The sequence below is a fragment of the Plantactinospora sp. KBS50 genome (assembly GCF_002285795.1).
In the GTDB taxonomy this organism is placed as follows: domain Bacteria; phylum Actinomycetota; class Actinomycetes; order Mycobacteriales; family Micromonosporaceae; genus KBS50.
Genome location: NZ_CP022961.1, coordinates 161,692 through 177,680, shown reverse-complemented (window position 1 = coordinate 177,680; position 15,989 = coordinate 161,692). Strand labels below are relative to the sequence as shown.

Annotated in this window: 16 protein-coding genes and 2 pseudogenes; 5 read left to right on the top strand and 13 right to left on the bottom strand. The window is 73.3% G+C overall.

What is annotated here, in order from left to right; all coding sequences use genetic code 11:
- The first annotated feature begins 120 nt into the window (after positions 1-120).
- Positions 121-2,340 carry a chromosome partitioning protein gene (locus CIK06_RS30425; protein WP_369916160.1) on the top strand — a complete coding sequence of 740 codons (2,220 nt, stop codon included), beginning with the start codon at positions 121-123 and terminating at the stop codon, positions 2,338-2,340.
- A 15-nt stretch (positions 2,341-2,355) separates the two neighbouring features.
- On the opposite strand, the gene CIK06_RS00810 is transcribed toward CIK06_RS30425, so the two are convergent.
- Positions 2,356-2,784 carry a DUF3151 domain-containing protein gene (locus tag CIK06_RS00810; protein WP_095563194.1) on the bottom strand — a complete coding sequence of 143 codons (429 nt, stop codon included), beginning with the start codon at positions 2,782-2,784 and terminating at the stop codon, positions 2,356-2,358.
- Positions 2,785-3,095: 311 nt separating this feature from the next.
- Between CIK06_RS00810 and CIK06_RS00805 the strand changes: the two genes are divergently transcribed.
- Complete coding sequence (locus tag CIK06_RS00805) at positions 3,096-4,415, top strand: hypothetical protein (RefSeq protein WP_198348254.1); 1,320 nt, start codon at positions 3,096-3,098, stop codon at positions 4,413-4,415.
- 141 nt (positions 4,416-4,556) lie between these two features.
- On the opposite strand, the gene fbaA is transcribed toward CIK06_RS00805, so the two are convergent.
- Together fbaA and CIK06_RS00795 are read right to left on the bottom strand one after the other, a co-directional pair.
- Positions 4,557-5,582, bottom strand: a complete 1,026-nt coding sequence (fbaA, locus tag CIK06_RS00800; RefSeq protein WP_095563193.1) for a class II fructose-bisphosphate aldolase — start codon at positions 5,580-5,582, stop codon at positions 4,557-4,559.
- Between the two features lie 148 nt (positions 5,583-5,730).
- A complete protein-coding gene (locus CIK06_RS00795; RefSeq protein WP_095563192.1) occupies positions 5,731-6,114 on the bottom strand; it encodes a phage holin family protein in 384 nt (127 codons plus the stop codon).
- A 168-nt stretch (positions 6,115-6,282) separates the two neighbouring features.
- Between CIK06_RS00795 and CIK06_RS00790 the strand changes: the two genes are divergently transcribed.
- Together CIK06_RS00790 and CIK06_RS00785 are read left to right on the top strand one after the other, a co-directional pair.
- Positions 6,283-6,498, top strand: coding sequence for a hypothetical protein (locus tag CIK06_RS00790; protein WP_095563191.1), 216 nt, complete (start codon positions 6,283-6,285; stop codon positions 6,496-6,498).
- Positions 6,499-6,561: 63 nt separating this feature from the next.
- The gene (locus tag CIK06_RS00785) at positions 6,562-7,383 is read left to right on the top strand and encodes a DedA family protein (protein ID WP_095563190.1); all 822 of its coding nucleotides are present in this window, start codon (positions 6,562-6,564) and stop codon (positions 7,381-7,383) included.
- 460 nt (positions 7,384-7,843) lie between these two features.
- Here the strand turns inward: CIK06_RS00785 and CIK06_RS00780 are convergent, their stop codons facing one another.
- The 3 genes and pseudogenes from CIK06_RS00780 to CIK06_RS00770 form a co-directional block, all read right to left on the bottom strand.
- Complete coding sequence (locus CIK06_RS00780) at positions 7,844-8,221, bottom strand: helix-turn-helix transcriptional regulator (protein WP_007073957.1); 378 nt, start codon at positions 8,219-8,221, stop codon at positions 7,844-7,846.
- A 57-nt stretch (positions 8,222-8,278) separates the two neighbouring features.
- Positions 8,279-8,818, bottom strand: a complete 540-nt coding sequence (gene pyrE, locus CIK06_RS00775) for an orotate phosphoribosyltransferase (protein ID WP_095563189.1) — start codon at positions 8,816-8,818, stop codon at positions 8,279-8,281.
- Between the two features lie 115 nt (positions 8,819-8,933).
- A pseudogene (locus tag CIK06_RS00770) lies at positions 8,934-9,769 on the bottom strand (SDR family NAD(P)-dependent oxidoreductase).
- A gap of 608 nt (positions 9,770-10,377) precedes the next feature.
- Between CIK06_RS00770 and CIK06_RS00765 the strand changes: the two are divergent.
- Positions 10,378-10,869: a hypothetical protein gene (locus CIK06_RS00765; RefSeq protein WP_095563188.1), complete on the top strand. Its 492-nt coding sequence runs from the start codon at positions 10,378-10,380 to the stop codon at positions 10,867-10,869.
- Here the strand turns inward: CIK06_RS00765 and CIK06_RS00760 are convergent.
- From CIK06_RS00760 to CIK06_RS00730, 7 genes and pseudogenes are all read right to left on the bottom strand, one after another.
- The gene (locus CIK06_RS00760) at positions 10,866-11,657 is read right to left on the bottom strand and encodes a hypothetical protein (protein ID WP_232533935.1); all 792 of its coding nucleotides are present in this window, start codon (positions 11,655-11,657) and stop codon (positions 10,866-10,868) included. The two genes, CIK06_RS00765 and CIK06_RS00760, sit on opposite strands and share 4 nt — an antisense overlap.
- Before the next feature lie 132 nt (positions 11,658-11,789).
- Positions 11,790-13,363, bottom strand: a pseudogene (locus tag CIK06_RS00755) (polyamine aminopropyltransferase).
- A 32-nt stretch (positions 13,364-13,395) separates the two neighbouring features.
- The gene (locus tag CIK06_RS00750) at positions 13,396-13,818 is read right to left on the bottom strand and encodes a DUF350 domain-containing protein (RefSeq protein WP_095563187.1); all 423 of its coding nucleotides are present in this window, start codon (positions 13,816-13,818) and stop codon (positions 13,396-13,398) included.
- 34 nt (positions 13,819-13,852) lie between these two features.
- Positions 13,853-14,281: a DUF4247 domain-containing protein gene (locus tag CIK06_RS00745; RefSeq protein WP_095563186.1), complete on the bottom strand. Its 429-nt coding sequence runs from the start codon at positions 14,279-14,281 to the stop codon at positions 13,853-13,855.
- Positions 14,278-14,781, bottom strand: a complete 504-nt coding sequence (locus CIK06_RS00740; RefSeq protein WP_095563185.1) for a DUF2617 family protein — start codon at positions 14,779-14,781, stop codon at positions 14,278-14,280. The genes CIK06_RS00745 and CIK06_RS00740 overlap by 4 nt, the downstream gene beginning before the upstream one ends.
- A 3-nt stretch (positions 14,782-14,784) precedes the next feature.
- Positions 14,785-15,438, bottom strand: coding sequence for a DUF4178 domain-containing protein (locus CIK06_RS00735; RefSeq protein ID WP_095563184.1), 654 nt, complete (start codon positions 15,436-15,438; stop codon positions 14,785-14,787).
- Between the two features lie 78 nt (positions 15,439-15,516).
- Entirely contained in the window at positions 15,517-15,897 is a 381-nt protein-coding gene (locus tag CIK06_RS00730; protein WP_095563183.1) for a hypothetical protein, read from the bottom strand.
- Positions 15,898-15,989: the final 92 nt, after the last annotated feature.

The window sequence follows — 15,989 nt, the reverse complement described above, 5'->3', positions numbered from 1 at the left end:
GGCGGGTCGGGACCTCGACGGGTCGGCGAGCCGTTCTGGCCGCCGGAGGAGGAGACCGATCCGGAGGCCCGGGACGTGGCGCGGAACGCTCCCCCGGTGGCCGAGCCCCCGACCGCCGCGATGCCGCAGGCCGGCTCGCCGCCCGTGCCGGCCTGGCTCCAGCAGGCGCCGCCGGCGCGGCAGGATGTCGAGCCGGCGCACCCCGGCGCACCGCCCGCCGATGGTGCGGGTCGGGACCCGGCGCAGCCGGCCGATTCCTGGGCGACCACCCAGCCGCTACCACCGTGGGTCGCCGCGCAACCGGTGGCTCCGGTTTCCGCCGATCCATCCACCGCTCCGTACGGCACGGGCGTGCCGGCCGAGCCGACCCGGGCGTGGCCGGTCATCGCGCCGCGGGACGTTGGGACCGGCCCGGACGCCGACCCGACCGGCCCGGACGCCGACCCGACCGGCCCCGACGCCGGCCCGACCGGCCCCGATGCCGGCCCGACCGGCCCCGATGCCGGCCCGACCGGCTCCGGCGGCACCGGCGAGGGCGCCGCCGGATCGGCCCGGCCGACGCCCACGGGTCCGGGCGCGGTGGGATCGGTCAAACTCGGCCCGGCGGCCGGGCGTACGGCACCGGCGGAGAACGTTGCGGCGGACCGGTTCGACCCGCCCGCCACCCCGGCGGAGACCGCCGACGCCGGTGACGAGGCCGGCGCGGCCGACGGCCTTGGCGGCAACCGCTCCGGAAACGTCGACCTGAACGAGCCGTTCGGGATGGACGACATCGCGACGGCGCCGGTGAGCGGACCGGGCGGGCTCATCCCGCCGGAGGTCACGCCGGGCAGCGTCTCCCCGGGCGCCGCGCGGACCGGCGAGGCCGCCTCGCCGTGGGCGCAGCCGCCGGTACGTCCGCAGTCGTCCACTCCCGCCACCCCGCCCCCCGAGTTCACCTCGTGGGAGGGCGACGATGCCTCCGCCCCGGCCCCCTGGCCGGGTGAGCCGGCCCGGGCCGACCGACCGGAGCACGCCGGCCAGGGCAACCCGCCGGGCCAGCCGACCTGGGCCGCGCCGATCCAGCCGCTGCCGCCCGTGCCCCGGCCGCCGATGGTCGAGAGCCCGCCCGCGCCGTACGCCGGCCAGGAGCGGGACCCGGGGCACCCGGTGCCCTACCCGCCGCAGCCGCCGACCTGGGCGCCACCGCAGCAGGGCTGGGCACCCGGCCAACCGCAGCCGGGGCAACCACAGCAGGGCTACCCACCGCCGGGATATCCCGCCCCGCCGACCGGCTACCCGGCCCCGCCGACCGGATATCCGCAGCCCGGGTATCCGCAGCCCGGGTATCCGGCCCCGGACGCCGGCCAGCCGGGCTACCCGGCCGCCGCCGGCGCTTCCGAGTACGACGACGGGGCGTGGGCGCCGGACTCGTCGGTACCCACGGCCGAGGAGTTCGCCCAGCGCCGGGCCGTCCGGCCGGCCGACCCGGTGGCCACCACCGGGGTCCGGGCGGCCGTCAACAAGCTGGGCCTGGTCCGACTCGCCCCGAGCCGGCACGAGCAGGAGATGAAGCACGACGTCGAGATGGTCCGCCGCAACTTCGGCGGCCTGCGACAGGTCACCGTGGTCAACCCGAAGGGCGGCGCCGGCAAGACGGTGGCGATCCTGCTGCTGGCGATGACCTTCGGCCAGAAGCGTGGCGGGTACGTGCTGGCCTGGGACAACAACGAGACCCAGGGCACCCTGGGGATGCGGGCGCAGCAGGACTTCCACTCGCGTACGGTGCGCGATCTGCTGCGCGACCTGGGCCAGTTCCAGGGCGCGTACGGCCGGATCGGGGACCTCTCCCAGTACGTCCGCGCGCAGGGTGAGGGCATGTTCGACGTGCTGGCCTCGGACGAGTCGGCCACCGGCGGCGAGATGCTCACGGCCCGGGCGTTCGGCGAGATCCGCGAGGTGGTCAGCCGGTTCTACAAGCTGATCTTCGTGGACACCGGCAACAACGTCCGGGCGCAGAACTGGCAGGCCGCCATCGACGCCACCGACCAGTTGCTGATCACGATGTCCGCCCGTAACGACTCCGCCGAGACGGCGGCCCGGATGCTGGACCACCTGGAGCAGAGCGGGCGGCATCGGCTGGTCCGGCAGGCCGTGACGGTGGTGTCCATGCCACCGTCACGCAAGGAGATCGACCTGCCGGCCATCGAGCGGCACTTCGCGGCGCGTACCCGGGCGGTGCTGCTGGCCCCGTACGAGCGGCTCATCGACACCGGCGAGCCGATGCGGTACGGGCAGCTCTCGGCCGCCAGCCGGGACGCGTGGCTGAAGATCGCGGCGGCGGTGGCCGAGGGCCTCTAGAGCACAGACCCGGCCCTAGCTACCGGCCAGGGCGTCCCCGGCCGCCGGGTCGCAGTCCCGGAGGAACTGGGCACACCGGGCCGCCTCGTCGGACTCGCCGATCTCCCCGGCGGTCCGGGAGAGCAGGTAGAGGCAGCGCAGGAACCCCCGGTTCGGCCCGTGCGACCAGGGCACCGGGCCGTGGCCCTTCCAGCCGTTGCGGCGCAGTTGGTCCAGCCCGCGGTGGTAGCCGGTACGCGCGTAGGCGTACGCGGTGACCACCTGGCCCTCGGCGACGGCCCGCGCGGCAAGGGCCGCCCAGGCGGCGCTGGAGGTCGGGAAGTTTCCGGCCGCGGCGGCGTACGCCTCGTCGGTGTTCTGCTGGCCGGCCTCGGCGAGCGCCGCCTCGGCGGCCTCGTCGCTGGGCAGGAGGGTGGCCGGCGGCTCTGGCAAGAGGTTCTGCATCGGCCCATTCAACCCGCTCCGGATGGCGGAGGAACAGCGGGGCCGGGGTGCGGGTTGACCGAACGGCCCAGAAGGTCCACCCGGTAAGGCTGGTGCGCGCGGACGTGGTCTGCACTACAACTGGGGGTCCGGAGCCTCCCCAGGAACCGGCAGAGAGAGCCCGGCGATCACCTCGCTGGGCTCTCGCCGTGTCCGGCCCGCGGCGCCCGAAGCGCGTCGGGCGTGCCGCGCCCGGAGGCGTCCGGGCAGGCCGCGCCGCCGCCGCGCGCGGCGCGGGCCCGAGCCGGTGGGCCGGGCACGCACCCGGCATGATGTGCGGCGTGCCCAGCCCGCCGCCGCCCGATGTCGTCGAACCGCACGACACCTCCCCGACCGAGATCGAGTCCCGGGCGGAACTCGAACCGCACCTGCGGGCCGGCAGCCTGGCCGGGCTGACAGTGCAGGGTCTCCGGTTGGACGACCCCGCGCCGGACCTGTCCGGCGTCGATGTCACCGACGCCCTCTTCGTCGGCTGCCGGTTCGCCGACCCCGAGGTCGAGGCGGCGATCGTCCGGCGCGGCGCGCACGTGGTGCCGCCGTTCCTCGACGTCCCCTACCCGACCCAGCCGGCCCGGCTCTACACCGCCGAGGACCTCACCGCCGGCTTCGCCGAGGGCGGCTTCGCCGGGATGTACGACACCCGGGTGTACGAGCACTTCCGCGCCACCGGCGGCGCGCTGCCGCAGATCCGGGAGGCGCTGGCCCAGCGGCTGCACGACCACGGCATCGACAACGCGCTCGCCGACGCCACCCGCAACTGGCTGACCGTGCACGGCCCGGGTTCGGTGGTGGGGATCATGGGCGGTCATGCCGTGCGGCGGGGTGCACCGGCGTACCGGATGGCCGCGACGCTCGGCCGGGCGCTGGCCCGGGCCGGCCGGTTGGTGGTGACCGGCGGCGGCCCCGGGGTGATGGAGGCGGCCAACCTGGGCGCGTACCTGGCCGACCGGTCGGCCGACGACCTGACCGCGGCGATCGAACTGCTGGCCGCCGCGCCCGACTTCGCCGACCACACCCCGTACACGGCGGCGGCGTTGGCGGTCCGGGAACGCTTTCCGGGCCGGCTCGCGCTGCCGGTGCCGCGTACGCGGTCCGGGCGCGTAGCCGCGGACCGGCCGGGGCCGTGGGGCGCAGCCGACGTCGTACCGGGACCCGACGTCGTACCGGGACCCGGCGGGGTGCCGGCGACGGACTGGGCGCGGCGCGGCGGCCTGGCGATCCCGACCTGGCTGTACGGGCACGAGCCGGCCAACCTGTTCGCCGGGCGGATCGCCAAGTACTTCTCGAACGCCATCCGCGAGGACACCATCCTGCGGCTGGCCCGCGGCGGCATCGTGTTCGCCCCCGGCGAGGCCGGCACCGTGCAGGAGGTGTTCCAGGCGGCGACCAAGACGTTCTACGGCACCGACGGGGAGAGCGGCCCGTACGTCTTCCTCGGCCGGGAGCACTGGACCCGGACGTTGCCGGTCGAGGAGCTGCTGCGCCCGCTGCTCGCCCGGGCGCGCGGCGGCGACCTGACGGCGTTGATCCACGTCACCGACGACGTCGCCGAGGCGGCCCGGCTGCTGACCGGAGACCGGACGGCCGGCTGAGAGCCGGCGGCCCCGGGCGCGGACCCGGCGGCCCGGCGGCCCCGGCCGCGGACCCGGCGGCCCCGCGCGGGGCGGGAGATCCCGCGAGGAGCCGGCTGAGACCCGACTCCGGCGACCGCCGGAGCCGGGCTGCGCCGATGGTTACCTGCCCATCCTGGTGCCGGTCGAGCGGAGCGCCTCGCACGCCTCGACCACCCGGGCGGCCATGCCGGCCTCGGCGGCCTTGCCCCAGACCCGCGGGTCGTACAGCTTCTTGTTGCCGACCTCGCCGTCGACCTTCAGCACGCCGTCGTAGTTGCGGAACATGTGGTCGGCGACCGGACGGGTGAAGCAGTACTGGGTGTCGGTGTCGATGTTCATCTTCACCACGCCGTAGTCGAGCGCCTCGCGGATCTCCGACAGCAGCGAGCCGGACCCGCCGTGGAAGACCAGGCTGAGCGGCTTCTCCTTGCCGTACTTGGCGCCGACCGCCTCCTGGATGCTCTTCAGCACCTCGGGGCGCAGCTTGACGTTGCCGGGCTTGTAGACGCCGTGCACGTTGCCGAAGGTCAGCGCCGCCATGTAGCGGCCCTTCTCGCCCAGCCCGAGCGCCTCCACCATGGCCAGGCCGTCCTCGACCGTGGTGTACAGCTTCTCGTTGATGGCGTTCTCGACGCCGTCCTCCTCGCCGCCGACCACGCCGACCTCGATCTCCAGCACGATCTTGCCCTCGGCGGCCCGGTCCAGCAGCTCGCTGGCGATCTCCAGGTTCTCCGCCACCGGCACGGCCGAGCCGTCCCACATGTGCGACTGGAACAGCGGCTCCTCGCCCCGGGCCACCCGCTCCTTGGAGATCTGCATGAGCGGGCGGACGAACTTGTCCAGCTTGTCCTTCGGACAGTGGTCCGTGTGCAGGGCGACGTTGACGGGGTAGTTCCTGGCCACCTCGTGCGCGTACGCGGCGAACGCGGCGGCGCCCGTCACCATGTCCTTGATGGTGGGCCCGGACAGGTACTCGGCGCCACCCGTGGAGACCTGCACGATGCCGTCGCTCTCGGCGTCCGCGAAGCCGCGCAGCGCGGCGTTCAGGGTCTGCGACGACGTCACGTTGATCGCGGGGTACGCGTACCGGCCGGCCTTGGCCCGGTCGAGCATCTCCGCGTACACCTCGGGCGTAGCGATGGGCATCTCGAACGCTCCTTACTAACCGCTCTCGGCCCCGGCGGGCCGCTGTCTTTCGGCTTGTGTGCCTGACCGCGCTGTCCGGTGCGGGCAGTATCCCGTAGCCGCCCGGACCGGGGACAACCGACCAGGCTACGTCCCACGCCGGTGTGGGTCAGGACCGTTCGGACCGGTCCGGGATGACGATGCTGATCAGCCAACTCACCACCGCCATCACGATGGCTCCCCAGAATGCCGACCAGAAGCCGGTGACGACGAACGGCAGGTCGAACTGCCCGGCGACCCAACCCGTGAGCAGGAACAGCAGGGCGTTCACGACCAGCGCGAACAGCCCCAGCGTGACGATGTAGAAGACGCAGCCGACCACCCGGATGATCGGCTTCAGCACGGCATTGATCACGCCGAAGATCAGCGCGACCACGAGGAGGGTGGCCGCCTGGCCACCGGCCGTACGCGCCGTGACGTCGATCCCGGACACGATCACGGTGGTGACCCAGAGCGCGATCGCGTTGATCAGGAGTCGGATCAGGAATCCCACGCTGCCATCCTGGCACCTGCGCGCGACCATCGGCCCGCCATTCGCGTACTCGGTTTGCCGCCCACCGCCCGCGGGCAGGAGACGGGTTCGGGCGGGAGCGTCGGCCGGCGGCCGACCCCACCAGCCCGTACGGTGTAGTGGCAGTCCGTGACCGGCAAAGGAGGGGCGATGAGCCAGCCCGAAGAGGACTTCGCGCCCGGCGACCACCTCGTTCCGGACGAGCGGGATCCGGAGGCTCCGGCCGACGACGCCGTGGAGCAGGCGACGATGGCCGACCCCCGGGAGGACGAGGACGCCGTACCGCACCGGGGTCTTGAGGTGGACGACTGGGACGCCATGGAGCAGGCCAGGGTGGTCGGCTCGGACGACGGCTACGACCACTAGCCGCCGGCCGGACCCTGACCCGGCCGGGGGTGCTGCCGCTACTCGCGGTGGCCAGCCGGCCGGATGCCGGTACCCTTTGTGGCCGTGGACACCGCCGAGCACATCCGCGCGTTCTCCGAAAACCTGGCACTCAACCCGCTCGACCCGAAGGATCTGGTACACACCTTCGGGTTGGTCGGCGTCTGGGTGATCCTCTTCGCCGAGACGGGTCTGCTCGTCGGGTTCTTCTTCCCGGGGGACTCACTGCTGTTCCTGGCCGGCGTGGCCGCCTCGTCGGTTGCCGATGCGATCTTCGGCGACGGGACCCGGATCTCCCTGGCCGGCCTGCTGATCGGCGGCCCGATCTGCGCGATCCTGGGCGCCCAGTTCGGGCACTTCCTCGGCGCGCGGTACGGCCGGCGGATGTTCGAACGGCCGAACTCCCGGCTGTTCAAACAGGAGTACGTCGAGAAGGCCGAGTACTACTTCCAGAAGTTCGGACCGGCCAAGGCCGTGGTGCTGGCCCGGTTCATTCCGATCGTCCGGACCTTCCTGAACCCGGTGGCCGGCGTGCTGGGCATGCCGGCCCGGCAGTTCCTGCTGTGGAACATCGTCGGTGCCGTGCTGTGGGTGGACGGCATCCTGCTGGTCGGCTACCTGCTGGCCCGGCAGATCTACGACGCCATCGGCGACCACATCGACAAGTACATCCTGCCGGTCGTCGCGCTGATCATCGTGATCTCGGTCCTGCCCATCGCGCTTGAGATGCTCCGCGACCGGCGCGCCCGACGGCGGGCGAAGGCGGTCGCGGTGGTCGCCGCGTCCGGCGCCGCAGGGGCCGCGGAGGCGCTCCGGGAGCATGGTGAGGGCCACGGGGGCGGGCACGGTTCCGAGTCGGGCCGCTGAGCGCAGCCCTAACGCCGCCCTCGGGAACTTCCGGGGGCGGCCGACCGGCGGCCACACCGACAAGAGCGCGGCACCCGGGCCACACCGACGAGGCGGCCATACCGACAAGGGCGCGGCACCCGGGCCACACCGACGAGGCGGCCATACCGACAAGGGCATGGCGCGCGGGCCACACCGACAAGGGCGTGGCGCGCGGGCCACGCCGACCTGGGCGTGCCACCCAGCGGTGTCACGCCCAGCCCACATCGGGCCGTGTCACGCGGCCCCGTACGCGGAGCCGCGGCGTCACACCCAACCCACGACAGGCGGTGTCACGCGCGGTCCGCGACGGTGTGCCCTACCCGCAGGGCACGCCGGTGTCACGCCCAGCCCGCAACTGGCGATCGTCCTACCCGCACCCGCAGGACGGGCACGGGGGACGACCGCCGTCCGGCGGCTGGCACGCCGCCGGACGCGAAGCTCAGCGAGCCTTCTTGGTGGCGCGCTTACGCGGCGGGGTGAGCAGATCGGCGATCGTGGCGATCGCCGTCGGCACCAGCCGGTAGTACGCCCACACGCCCCGCTTTTCCCGTTCGAGCAGTCCCGCCTCGGTCAGGATCCGCAGGTGATGGCTCACCGTCGGCTGAGAGAGTCCGAGCGGCGCGGTGAGGTCACACACGCACGCCTCGCCCTCCGGTGCCGACTGGATCAGGCTGAGCAGCCGCAACCGAGCTGGGTCGGCGAGTGCCTTCAGCACTCCCGCCAGACGCTCGGCGTCGGCGCGTTCGATCGGCTCGCCGGCAAGCGGCGAGATCTGAGGCATAGTCATTTCGGCCAACGCAGTTCCCACGTATTCCATCCTTCCACTTGCAGCATCGATCCGCCTGCATATCAGCAGATCCGAATCGGCAAACTTTTACGCCAGAAGGCCGAGGTCAGCCAACGTATAGGCCGCCCGGTAGGGCAACCCGGCGGCCCGCACCGCCTCGCCGGCTCCGCGATCGACGATAACCGCCACTCCCACGACCTCGGCGCCAACTTCGCGTAACGCCTCCACAGCGGTCAGCACGCTACTGCCCGTCGTCGAGGTGTCCTCCACGGCAACAACGCGACGGCCGGACACGTCCGGACCCTCGATCCGCCGTTGCATGCCGTGCGTCTTCAGTGACTTCCGAACCACGAACGCATCCAGCGGACGCTGCTGCGCCGCCGCCGCGTGCAGCATCGCCCCGGCGACCGGATCGGCGCCGAGGGTCAACCCGCCGACGGCGTCGTACTCCCAGTCCCGGGTGAGATCGAGCAGCACGCGACCAACCAACGGTGCCGCCGCGTGATGCAGAGTTACCCGACGGAGGTCGATGTACCAGTCCGCCTCGCGGCCGGACGACAGCACCACCCGTCCATGGACCACAGCCAGGTCGGTGATGAATTTACGCAGGTCATCGTGGTCCCCCATGGCGGGGAATGCTACTGCCCGAGTCTGAGAACTCGTTGAGTACCCCGACACCGCCCGTCGATGGTCGACCGGCGGCGAGCCGCCACCCGGGACACGGACGGTAATCGACGCGCCACTACACCTGATCGCGGCCGATCCGGCCCCGGGTGTCCCGGGCGACCCCCTGCAAGACCCGCCGCGGAGTGTGCCGGAGGCCGAAGACGGCGAGCTTGTACTTCCAGTCCGGAACGCTCACCAGCTTGCCTTTACCCAGGTCACGTAGGGCGTCGGCGACGACGTCGTCGGCTCGCAGCCACATCCACGGCGGTGTCTTGGTCATGTTGATTCCGGCCCGGTCGTGGAACTCCGTCCGGGTGTAGCCGGGGCAGAGCGCGAGCACCCGTACGCCGAACGGCCGGACCGACTGGGCGATCGACTCGCTGAAATTGGTCACCCACGCCTTGCTCGCGGAATATGTCGAACCGGGCATCACCGACCCGAAACCGGCAACCGAAGAGACATTAATCACTGCCCCTGCTGCCGCTGCACCATGCCCGGCAGCGCCGCGTGGGTCAGCCTGAGCACCGCGTTCACGTTGATCCGCAGCAGCCGGAGCTCGTCCTCGACCGCGGACCGGAGGAACGGCCGGTTGAGGCTGATCCCCGCGTTGTTCACCAGCACGTCCACCGGGTCCCCGGCGGCGCGCAACCGGGCCTCGACCGCCGCACAGCCGTCATCGGTGGACAGGTCCGCCGGGAGCACCTCGACGGGTGTGCCGTGCCGGTCGGTCAGCTCCGCGGCTGAGGCGGCCAGCCGCTCCTCGTCTCGGGCCACCAGCACCAGCGGTCGCCCCTGCGCGCCGAGCCGGCGGGCGAAGGCCGCGCCGATCCCCGCGGTGGCGCCGGTGATCAGGGCCGTGCCGGTGTCCCGGTGCGGTGCCTCGGTCGTGGGGGTGGGCTCGACCTCGGTCACTGTCGGTCCTCATCTCGCTCGTTGACGTCGTGGGGGTCGTGGGGTCGTGGTGGTCCGGATGGCCCGGGTGCTCCGGATGGCCCGGGCCGGGCGGCGGCGCCCAGCCGCCACCGGCCCCCGGGTGCCGGTCCGGAGCGGGCGCCTGACGCCAACCCGGAGCGGGCGCGGCGGGTGGTGCCCAACCGGCACCCGGCGGAACCGGGTAGGGCACAGGCCGGTACGGCGATGGTGGCGGCGGCCCGGGCGGGCGCGGCCCGCCCGCCACGCCGGCCGCACCGGCCGGCCGGAAGTAGGCGGTCGCCGAGGGCAGCACCAGCAGGCCGGCCACCACCAGGTAACCCAGCGCCTGACCGGCCGACAGGGCGCCGCCGAGCGCCGCCCACCAGGGCGGGTACGCCTCGGCCGCGGCCCGGACCAGTTGCTCGGTCGCGAGGTCCCGGGCGCCGAAGTCCGACGGCGCGGCCCGTTGCAGCGCGGTGACACCGAGTGCCCCACAGCCCAGCAGCAGCCCGACGGCGCAGACCGCCCAGGTCGCCAGCCGCGCGCCGCGGTTGCCCCGGAGCAGGCCCAGTACGAGCAGGGCCAGCAGCACGGACACGCCGATCGCGATGATCGTGGCCAGGACGGCGGCGCCGCGGATCAGCGCGACCGCGGTGGTCAACTGGCTGTGGTCGGCCGCGGTGCTGGCGGTCGCCGCCCGGAACCGCTGCACGGTGCCGCTCAGGGTGGTCAACCCGAGCAGCGCGTGCGCGAGGCCGATCGTGGCCATCGCCGCCAGCAGCACCGCCGCGGCGGTCACCACGGCCGGCCGGCGCGGCGACGCCGTACCGGTCATTCCGGCCGGCGGGTACGGGCCGGGGCCGAAGCTCCCGTACGGTCCCGGACCGGCGGGACCGACCGGCGGGCGCGGACCCGCGCCGGACGCGGGCGCCGAACCTGGATATGACACGGGCGATCCCTCCGGGTTGTGGTTGGTTGGCAACCTACCCGGAGGGATCGCCCAGCGGTACGGACAGCGGCGGCCGGCGGCCACGGGGCGTGTTTCACAGGTGCCGGCCGGCCTGCGCCGGGTCGACCGACACCTACGAAACACGCACTAGGATTCGCCGTCCGGCCGGTCGGTGCGCGGTCCCGGCTCCTGGGGATGCGCCGGCGGCGCACCCGGAGCAGGACCACCCGGCGCGTCGGTGCCGGGCGGGACGGTGCCGGGCGGGACGGTGCCCGCGCCCGGGCCCTCACCCGTGGCGGGGTAGCCGGGCGCCGGCGGGTACGCGGGGTACGCGGCGCCCGGAATCGGCGGGTCGAAGCCCGGCTTCGGCTTGCGGAAGAACTCGTTGGACGCCGGCAGGGCGAGCAGGATGATCACCGCGATCAGGGCGAGCAGCGCCAGCACGGACAGCGTGACGGACAGCGGCGTGTACCAGGTGGGCAGCACCTCGCTCAACCGGTCCTGCAACTCGGCACCGCTCGGGACGTCACCGTTCCCGGTGTCCCCGCCCATGGAGGTGCCCAGCCCCGATCCGGCCACGCCGATCCCGGTGCAGCAGACACCGATGCCGGCCAGCACCCAGGTGGTGATCCGGGACGCGTTCCTGCCCCGGCCGTTGAGCACGCCGACCACCACGAACCCGACCGCGAACAGCAGCCCCACGACGACGCCCGCCACCGAGACCAGCGTGACGACCGTCTCGGCGCCCTCGGCCGAGGTGCCGGCGTAGAGGTCCCGGTAGACATCGTTCATCTTGCCCAGCACCGACAGCGTGACGATCGCGCTGAGCAGTTGGATCGCGGCGACCGCGTACAACAGGTACGACGAGATGGTGACGCTGCTCGGACGGGCCGTTGGCGCCGGAGGACCCGGCGTGCCCGTACCGCTCAGATCAGACACGTGCTCTCCCTTCCTCGATTCACCCGAACTTTGCACAGCTCAGGAGCCATAAGATCCACGAAACAAGGTATCGATACCCTGCCAGCGATCCGCGGCAAACGGTGCCGGACCCGCCGGCCGAGGTCGCAAGCGTCAGTAGCCGCGCCACTCGGCGCGGTTGTAGTCCAGCACCCTCGGTTGCAGCAGCGTCGACGCCGGCACGTCCAGCCGCGGCCGGTCGGCCGGGAAGGTCGCGGCCTGGCTCAGCGTGCCGGCGTTCAGGAAGCGTAGCGCCGGCGCATCCGCCGGCAGGGCCAGCTCGGGCGCGTCCGGACCCGGCGCGGCCAGCACGAATCCCCAGTCGCCGAAGGACGGCACGTCCACGTGGTACGGCACCGTCGCGAACCCGGCGGTGCGGATCGAATGCTCGATCGACCAGTACGCCCGGGGGCGAAGTACGGCGAGCCGGCCTGCACGACCATCCGCCCGCCGGGCGCCAGCACCGCGCGGACCAGCGCGTAGAACTCGACCGTGTAGAGCTTGGCGGTGGCGGTCTCGTCCGGGTCCGGCAGGTCGACGATCACCGTGTCGAACCTGCCGGGCCGGGCCCGCAGCCACCCGAACGCGTCGGCCTGCACCACCTGCACCCGGGGATCGGCGAACGAGTCGCGGTTGAGGGCGCGCAGCTGCGGCTCGCTGCGCGCCAGCCGCACCACGGCCGGGTCCAGGTCCACCAGCGTCGCGCGGGCCACGTCCGGGTAGCGGAGGATCTCCCGCAGCGCCAGGCCGTCGCCGCCGCCGAGCACCAGCACGGCGCCGTGGCTGCCGCGCAGCGCCGGGTGCACCAGCGCCTCGTGGTAGCGGTACTCGTCCGAGGAGCTGAACTGGAGGTCGCCGTTGAGGAAGAGCCGCAGGTCGGTACGGCTCTCGCCGGGCACCGACACCGAACGGGTCAACACGATCTCCTGGTAGCGGCTGCGTTCGGCGTGCACCACGGGATCCCGGTACAACTGCTGCCGGGCGGTCACCTCGAAGCTGTGCGCGGTGGCGTACGCGTACCCGAGGGTGAGCATCACCACGACGGTGCCGGCGCCGAGCGCGGCCCGGGACCTACCGTCCAGGTCCCGGCGGAACACGACGCCGACCAGGGCGAGCCCGGCGACGGCGTTCACGGCACCGACCACCAGCGCGCCGCGCAGCAGGCCGAGCAGCGGCATCAGCAGGAACGGGAAGGCCAACCCGCCCAGCAGCGCCCCGACGTAGTCGGCGGCGAACAGGTCGGCGACCGCGCTGCCCGCCGCCTGCGCGCGGATGCGTTGCAGCAGCACCATCAGCAGCGGAATCTCCGCGCCGATCAGCAGGCCGAGCACGAACGCGGTGGCCACCAGGGCGGGCGCGTACAGGTCGAGCCAGGAGAACGCGGCGTACAGGCCGAGCACGGACAGGCCGCCGAGCAGCGCGAGCACCAGCTCGACCGCAGCGAAGGCCACGGCGGCCCGGCGTTGCAGGGGCTTCGCGGCGAGCGCACCGACGCCCATGGCGAAGACCATCACGCCGAGCACGATCGAGGCCTGCCCGACCGCGTCCCCGATCAGGTAGCTGCCGAGCGCCACCAGGGCCAGTTCGTAGACCAGGCCGCAGGCGGCACAGACGAAGACCGCCGCCAGTACGGCCGCCCGGGCGGGTCGCCGCCGGCCGGCCGGGGCCGGCTGCGCCCGGTCGCGCACCGAGGACGCCGCCGGCACCTCGGACACGTCCATCAGCTGATCGCGGCCGCGACGATCGCCCCGGTGGCCAGGTGCACCACGGCCGACACCCACACGGCGGGATGCGGCTGCGGGTCCACCAGAATCTCACCGAGCCGGCCCGGGGTGACCACGTCGAGCAGCAGGAACGCGCCGGCCATGACCAGCAGCCCGAGCACGCCGTACGCGGCGGCGCCGATGATGCCGAGCGCGAAGTCGTTCGCGCTGGCCACGATGGCGGCGACCACGATGGTCCCCACGCTCAGCAGGTTCGAGGCCAGCAGCACTGCCGCGTTCCGGTTCCGGTCGGTCCAGATCAACTGGTTCAGCCGACCGGGCGTGGTCACGTCGACCAGCAGGTAGCCCAGTCCCATCAGCAAAACGCCGACGACGCCGTAAGCCAGCGTCACCAGCAGGTCGGTGCCGAGGTTCGACAATGTCTCTCCCAGGGGTGAGTGCGTTCTCGTCCGGTTACTTGCCGGCGCCGGGTCCGCCGCCCCGGCTGGTGTTTCCCCGGCTCCAGCCCCACGCGGAGCCGACGATGCCGTGGTACCGCGGGTAGGCGGTGCCCATCTTCTCCAGCAGGATCACCGAGCCGGCGGCCAGCGGCCGGATCACCACCGAGTCGTCGCCGAAGCGCAGGTACGTCCCGCTCGCGTCGGCGTACCGGTCGCTGGGGTGGAAGGCGCCGGTCACGTCCCGGGTCACCCGGCTCGGCGGCAGGGAACTCGTGTAGGCGACCGCCTCCCGCCCGATGTCGTGGCCGACCGAGCGGGCGTAGTGGCCCCGGACGTAGCTGCGCGCGGTGAAGGTGCCGGCCACCAGGCCGTAGCCGGCGACCAGCACGCCGACCAGGGAGACCGCCGCTCCCAGCACCAGCCATCTGCGGTACGACGTCATGCCAGCGTCACCGCCGTCTCGGTGTGGACCAGCTCACCGGTCTGCGGATACGAGTGCCAGGTCTCCCAGCGCAGGGTGTGCCCGTCGCACTCCGGTTCGAGCCGGAGCGCGGTCACCGCGCACGGGTCGCCGGGGAAGACGCCCAGCAGCGCGTACCCGTCGTCGGCGAGCGTCGCACGCAGCGTGTCGACCCGGTCGGTGAGTTCCGCCGGCTCCAGCCGGAGCACGCGGGCGCGGAACAGGTACCGGCCGTCGTCGGTCTCCATCTCCCGCGGCAGCGCGGGCGGTTGGCCGGGCAGGCAGGCGACGGTCTCCGACCGGCTCGCACCGGCCGTCTCGATCAGGACCTGATGGGAGGCTCCGAGCAGGCGCAGCCGTACCGTCGCCGGGGGAACCTCCAGGGTCAGCACGTGCAGGGCCGGTCGGACCGGGCCGTCGAGCGCCAGGCTGAGGTCCGCGGCGGTGGTGTCGGCGTACGGGGTGTCCAGGTCGACGAGCACGACTCAGCGCCCCTGGCCCGGCTGCTCCGGCCCGGTGGCCGGATAGATCATCACCTCGGGGCGCCGCAGCGGCTCACCGAGGCCGACCTCCCAGGCACCGCTGTCGCCGTACGCCTCGAAGGACAGCAGCGACCCGTCCGGGCCGCGATAGTCGTGGTAGCGGACCGATCCGCTCGGGTTGAGCCCGGTGGTGCCGACGCCGGTGTAGCGGGCCTGTCCGGACTCGTCGCTGGTGTACCGCCGGCCCTCGAAGTCCAGGGTGGACGGACCGGGCGTGACGGTCGCGCCCGGCGCCGCCGTCCAGAGCACCAGTTCGAGGTCGGGATCCTCCTCGACGGAGAGCCAGCGCTTGACGCCGTGCGCGTCGTCCAGCAGGTGTTCCGCCCAACCCCAGTCGCCCTCGCTGAAGTGCAGCGAGCCGCGGACGCCGTACGACGTGCCGCGGATCTCCACGATGTCGCCCGGCCGCAGCCGGCGCGGGTCGCCGCGCAGCGCGTCGGCGTCGTCGTCCGGCTGCCGGAACGGGTCCACCGGACCGCCGCTCCCCGGCGAGTTGCGGCGTTGAGCCGTGCGCAGCGCCACCACGGCGATCACGATTCCCGCGACCGCGAGCAGGCAGCCCAGCCCGGTCACCCCGTACGCCAGCATCCCGTTCACCCGTACCGTCCCCCTCGTCCACGCGTCGGGCGAGACGGTAACAACCCGGCGCACCCAGGGGAAACCCGAGCGGGTGGATCACCGGTCGTCGGGACGCAACCGATCCCGGGCGTACTCACCGAGCGTGCTGCGACCCATCACGCAGCCGGTAAATGTGGTCAGGGCACCGTCGTCACCGCTCAGCGACTCCCAGGCGGCCCGCCCGGCGGCCGGGTCGAAGCGGTCGAGCAGGCTCGCCGCGTACGCCTTGCCGGCCGGGGTGGCGTCGGTGAGCAGCCCGGTGAGCCGGCCGCGCAGGTCCTCCGCACGGGCCGGCAGCATCCGCTCCAGGGCCTGGTACGCGGCGGTGGGCGCCAGGGTCTGCCCGGCGAAGCCCACCCCGCCGAAGGCGAGGGTGTCGGCCCGGGCCAACTCCCTGATCGCCTCGTCGAGTTCCCGATCCCGCTTGCGTGCCTGCATGCTCTCCTCTTTCCCCGCGCCGCCCCCGGCCACGCCCGTCCCCGCGCCGCCCCCGGCCACGCCCGTCCCCGCGCCGCCCCCGGACACGCCCG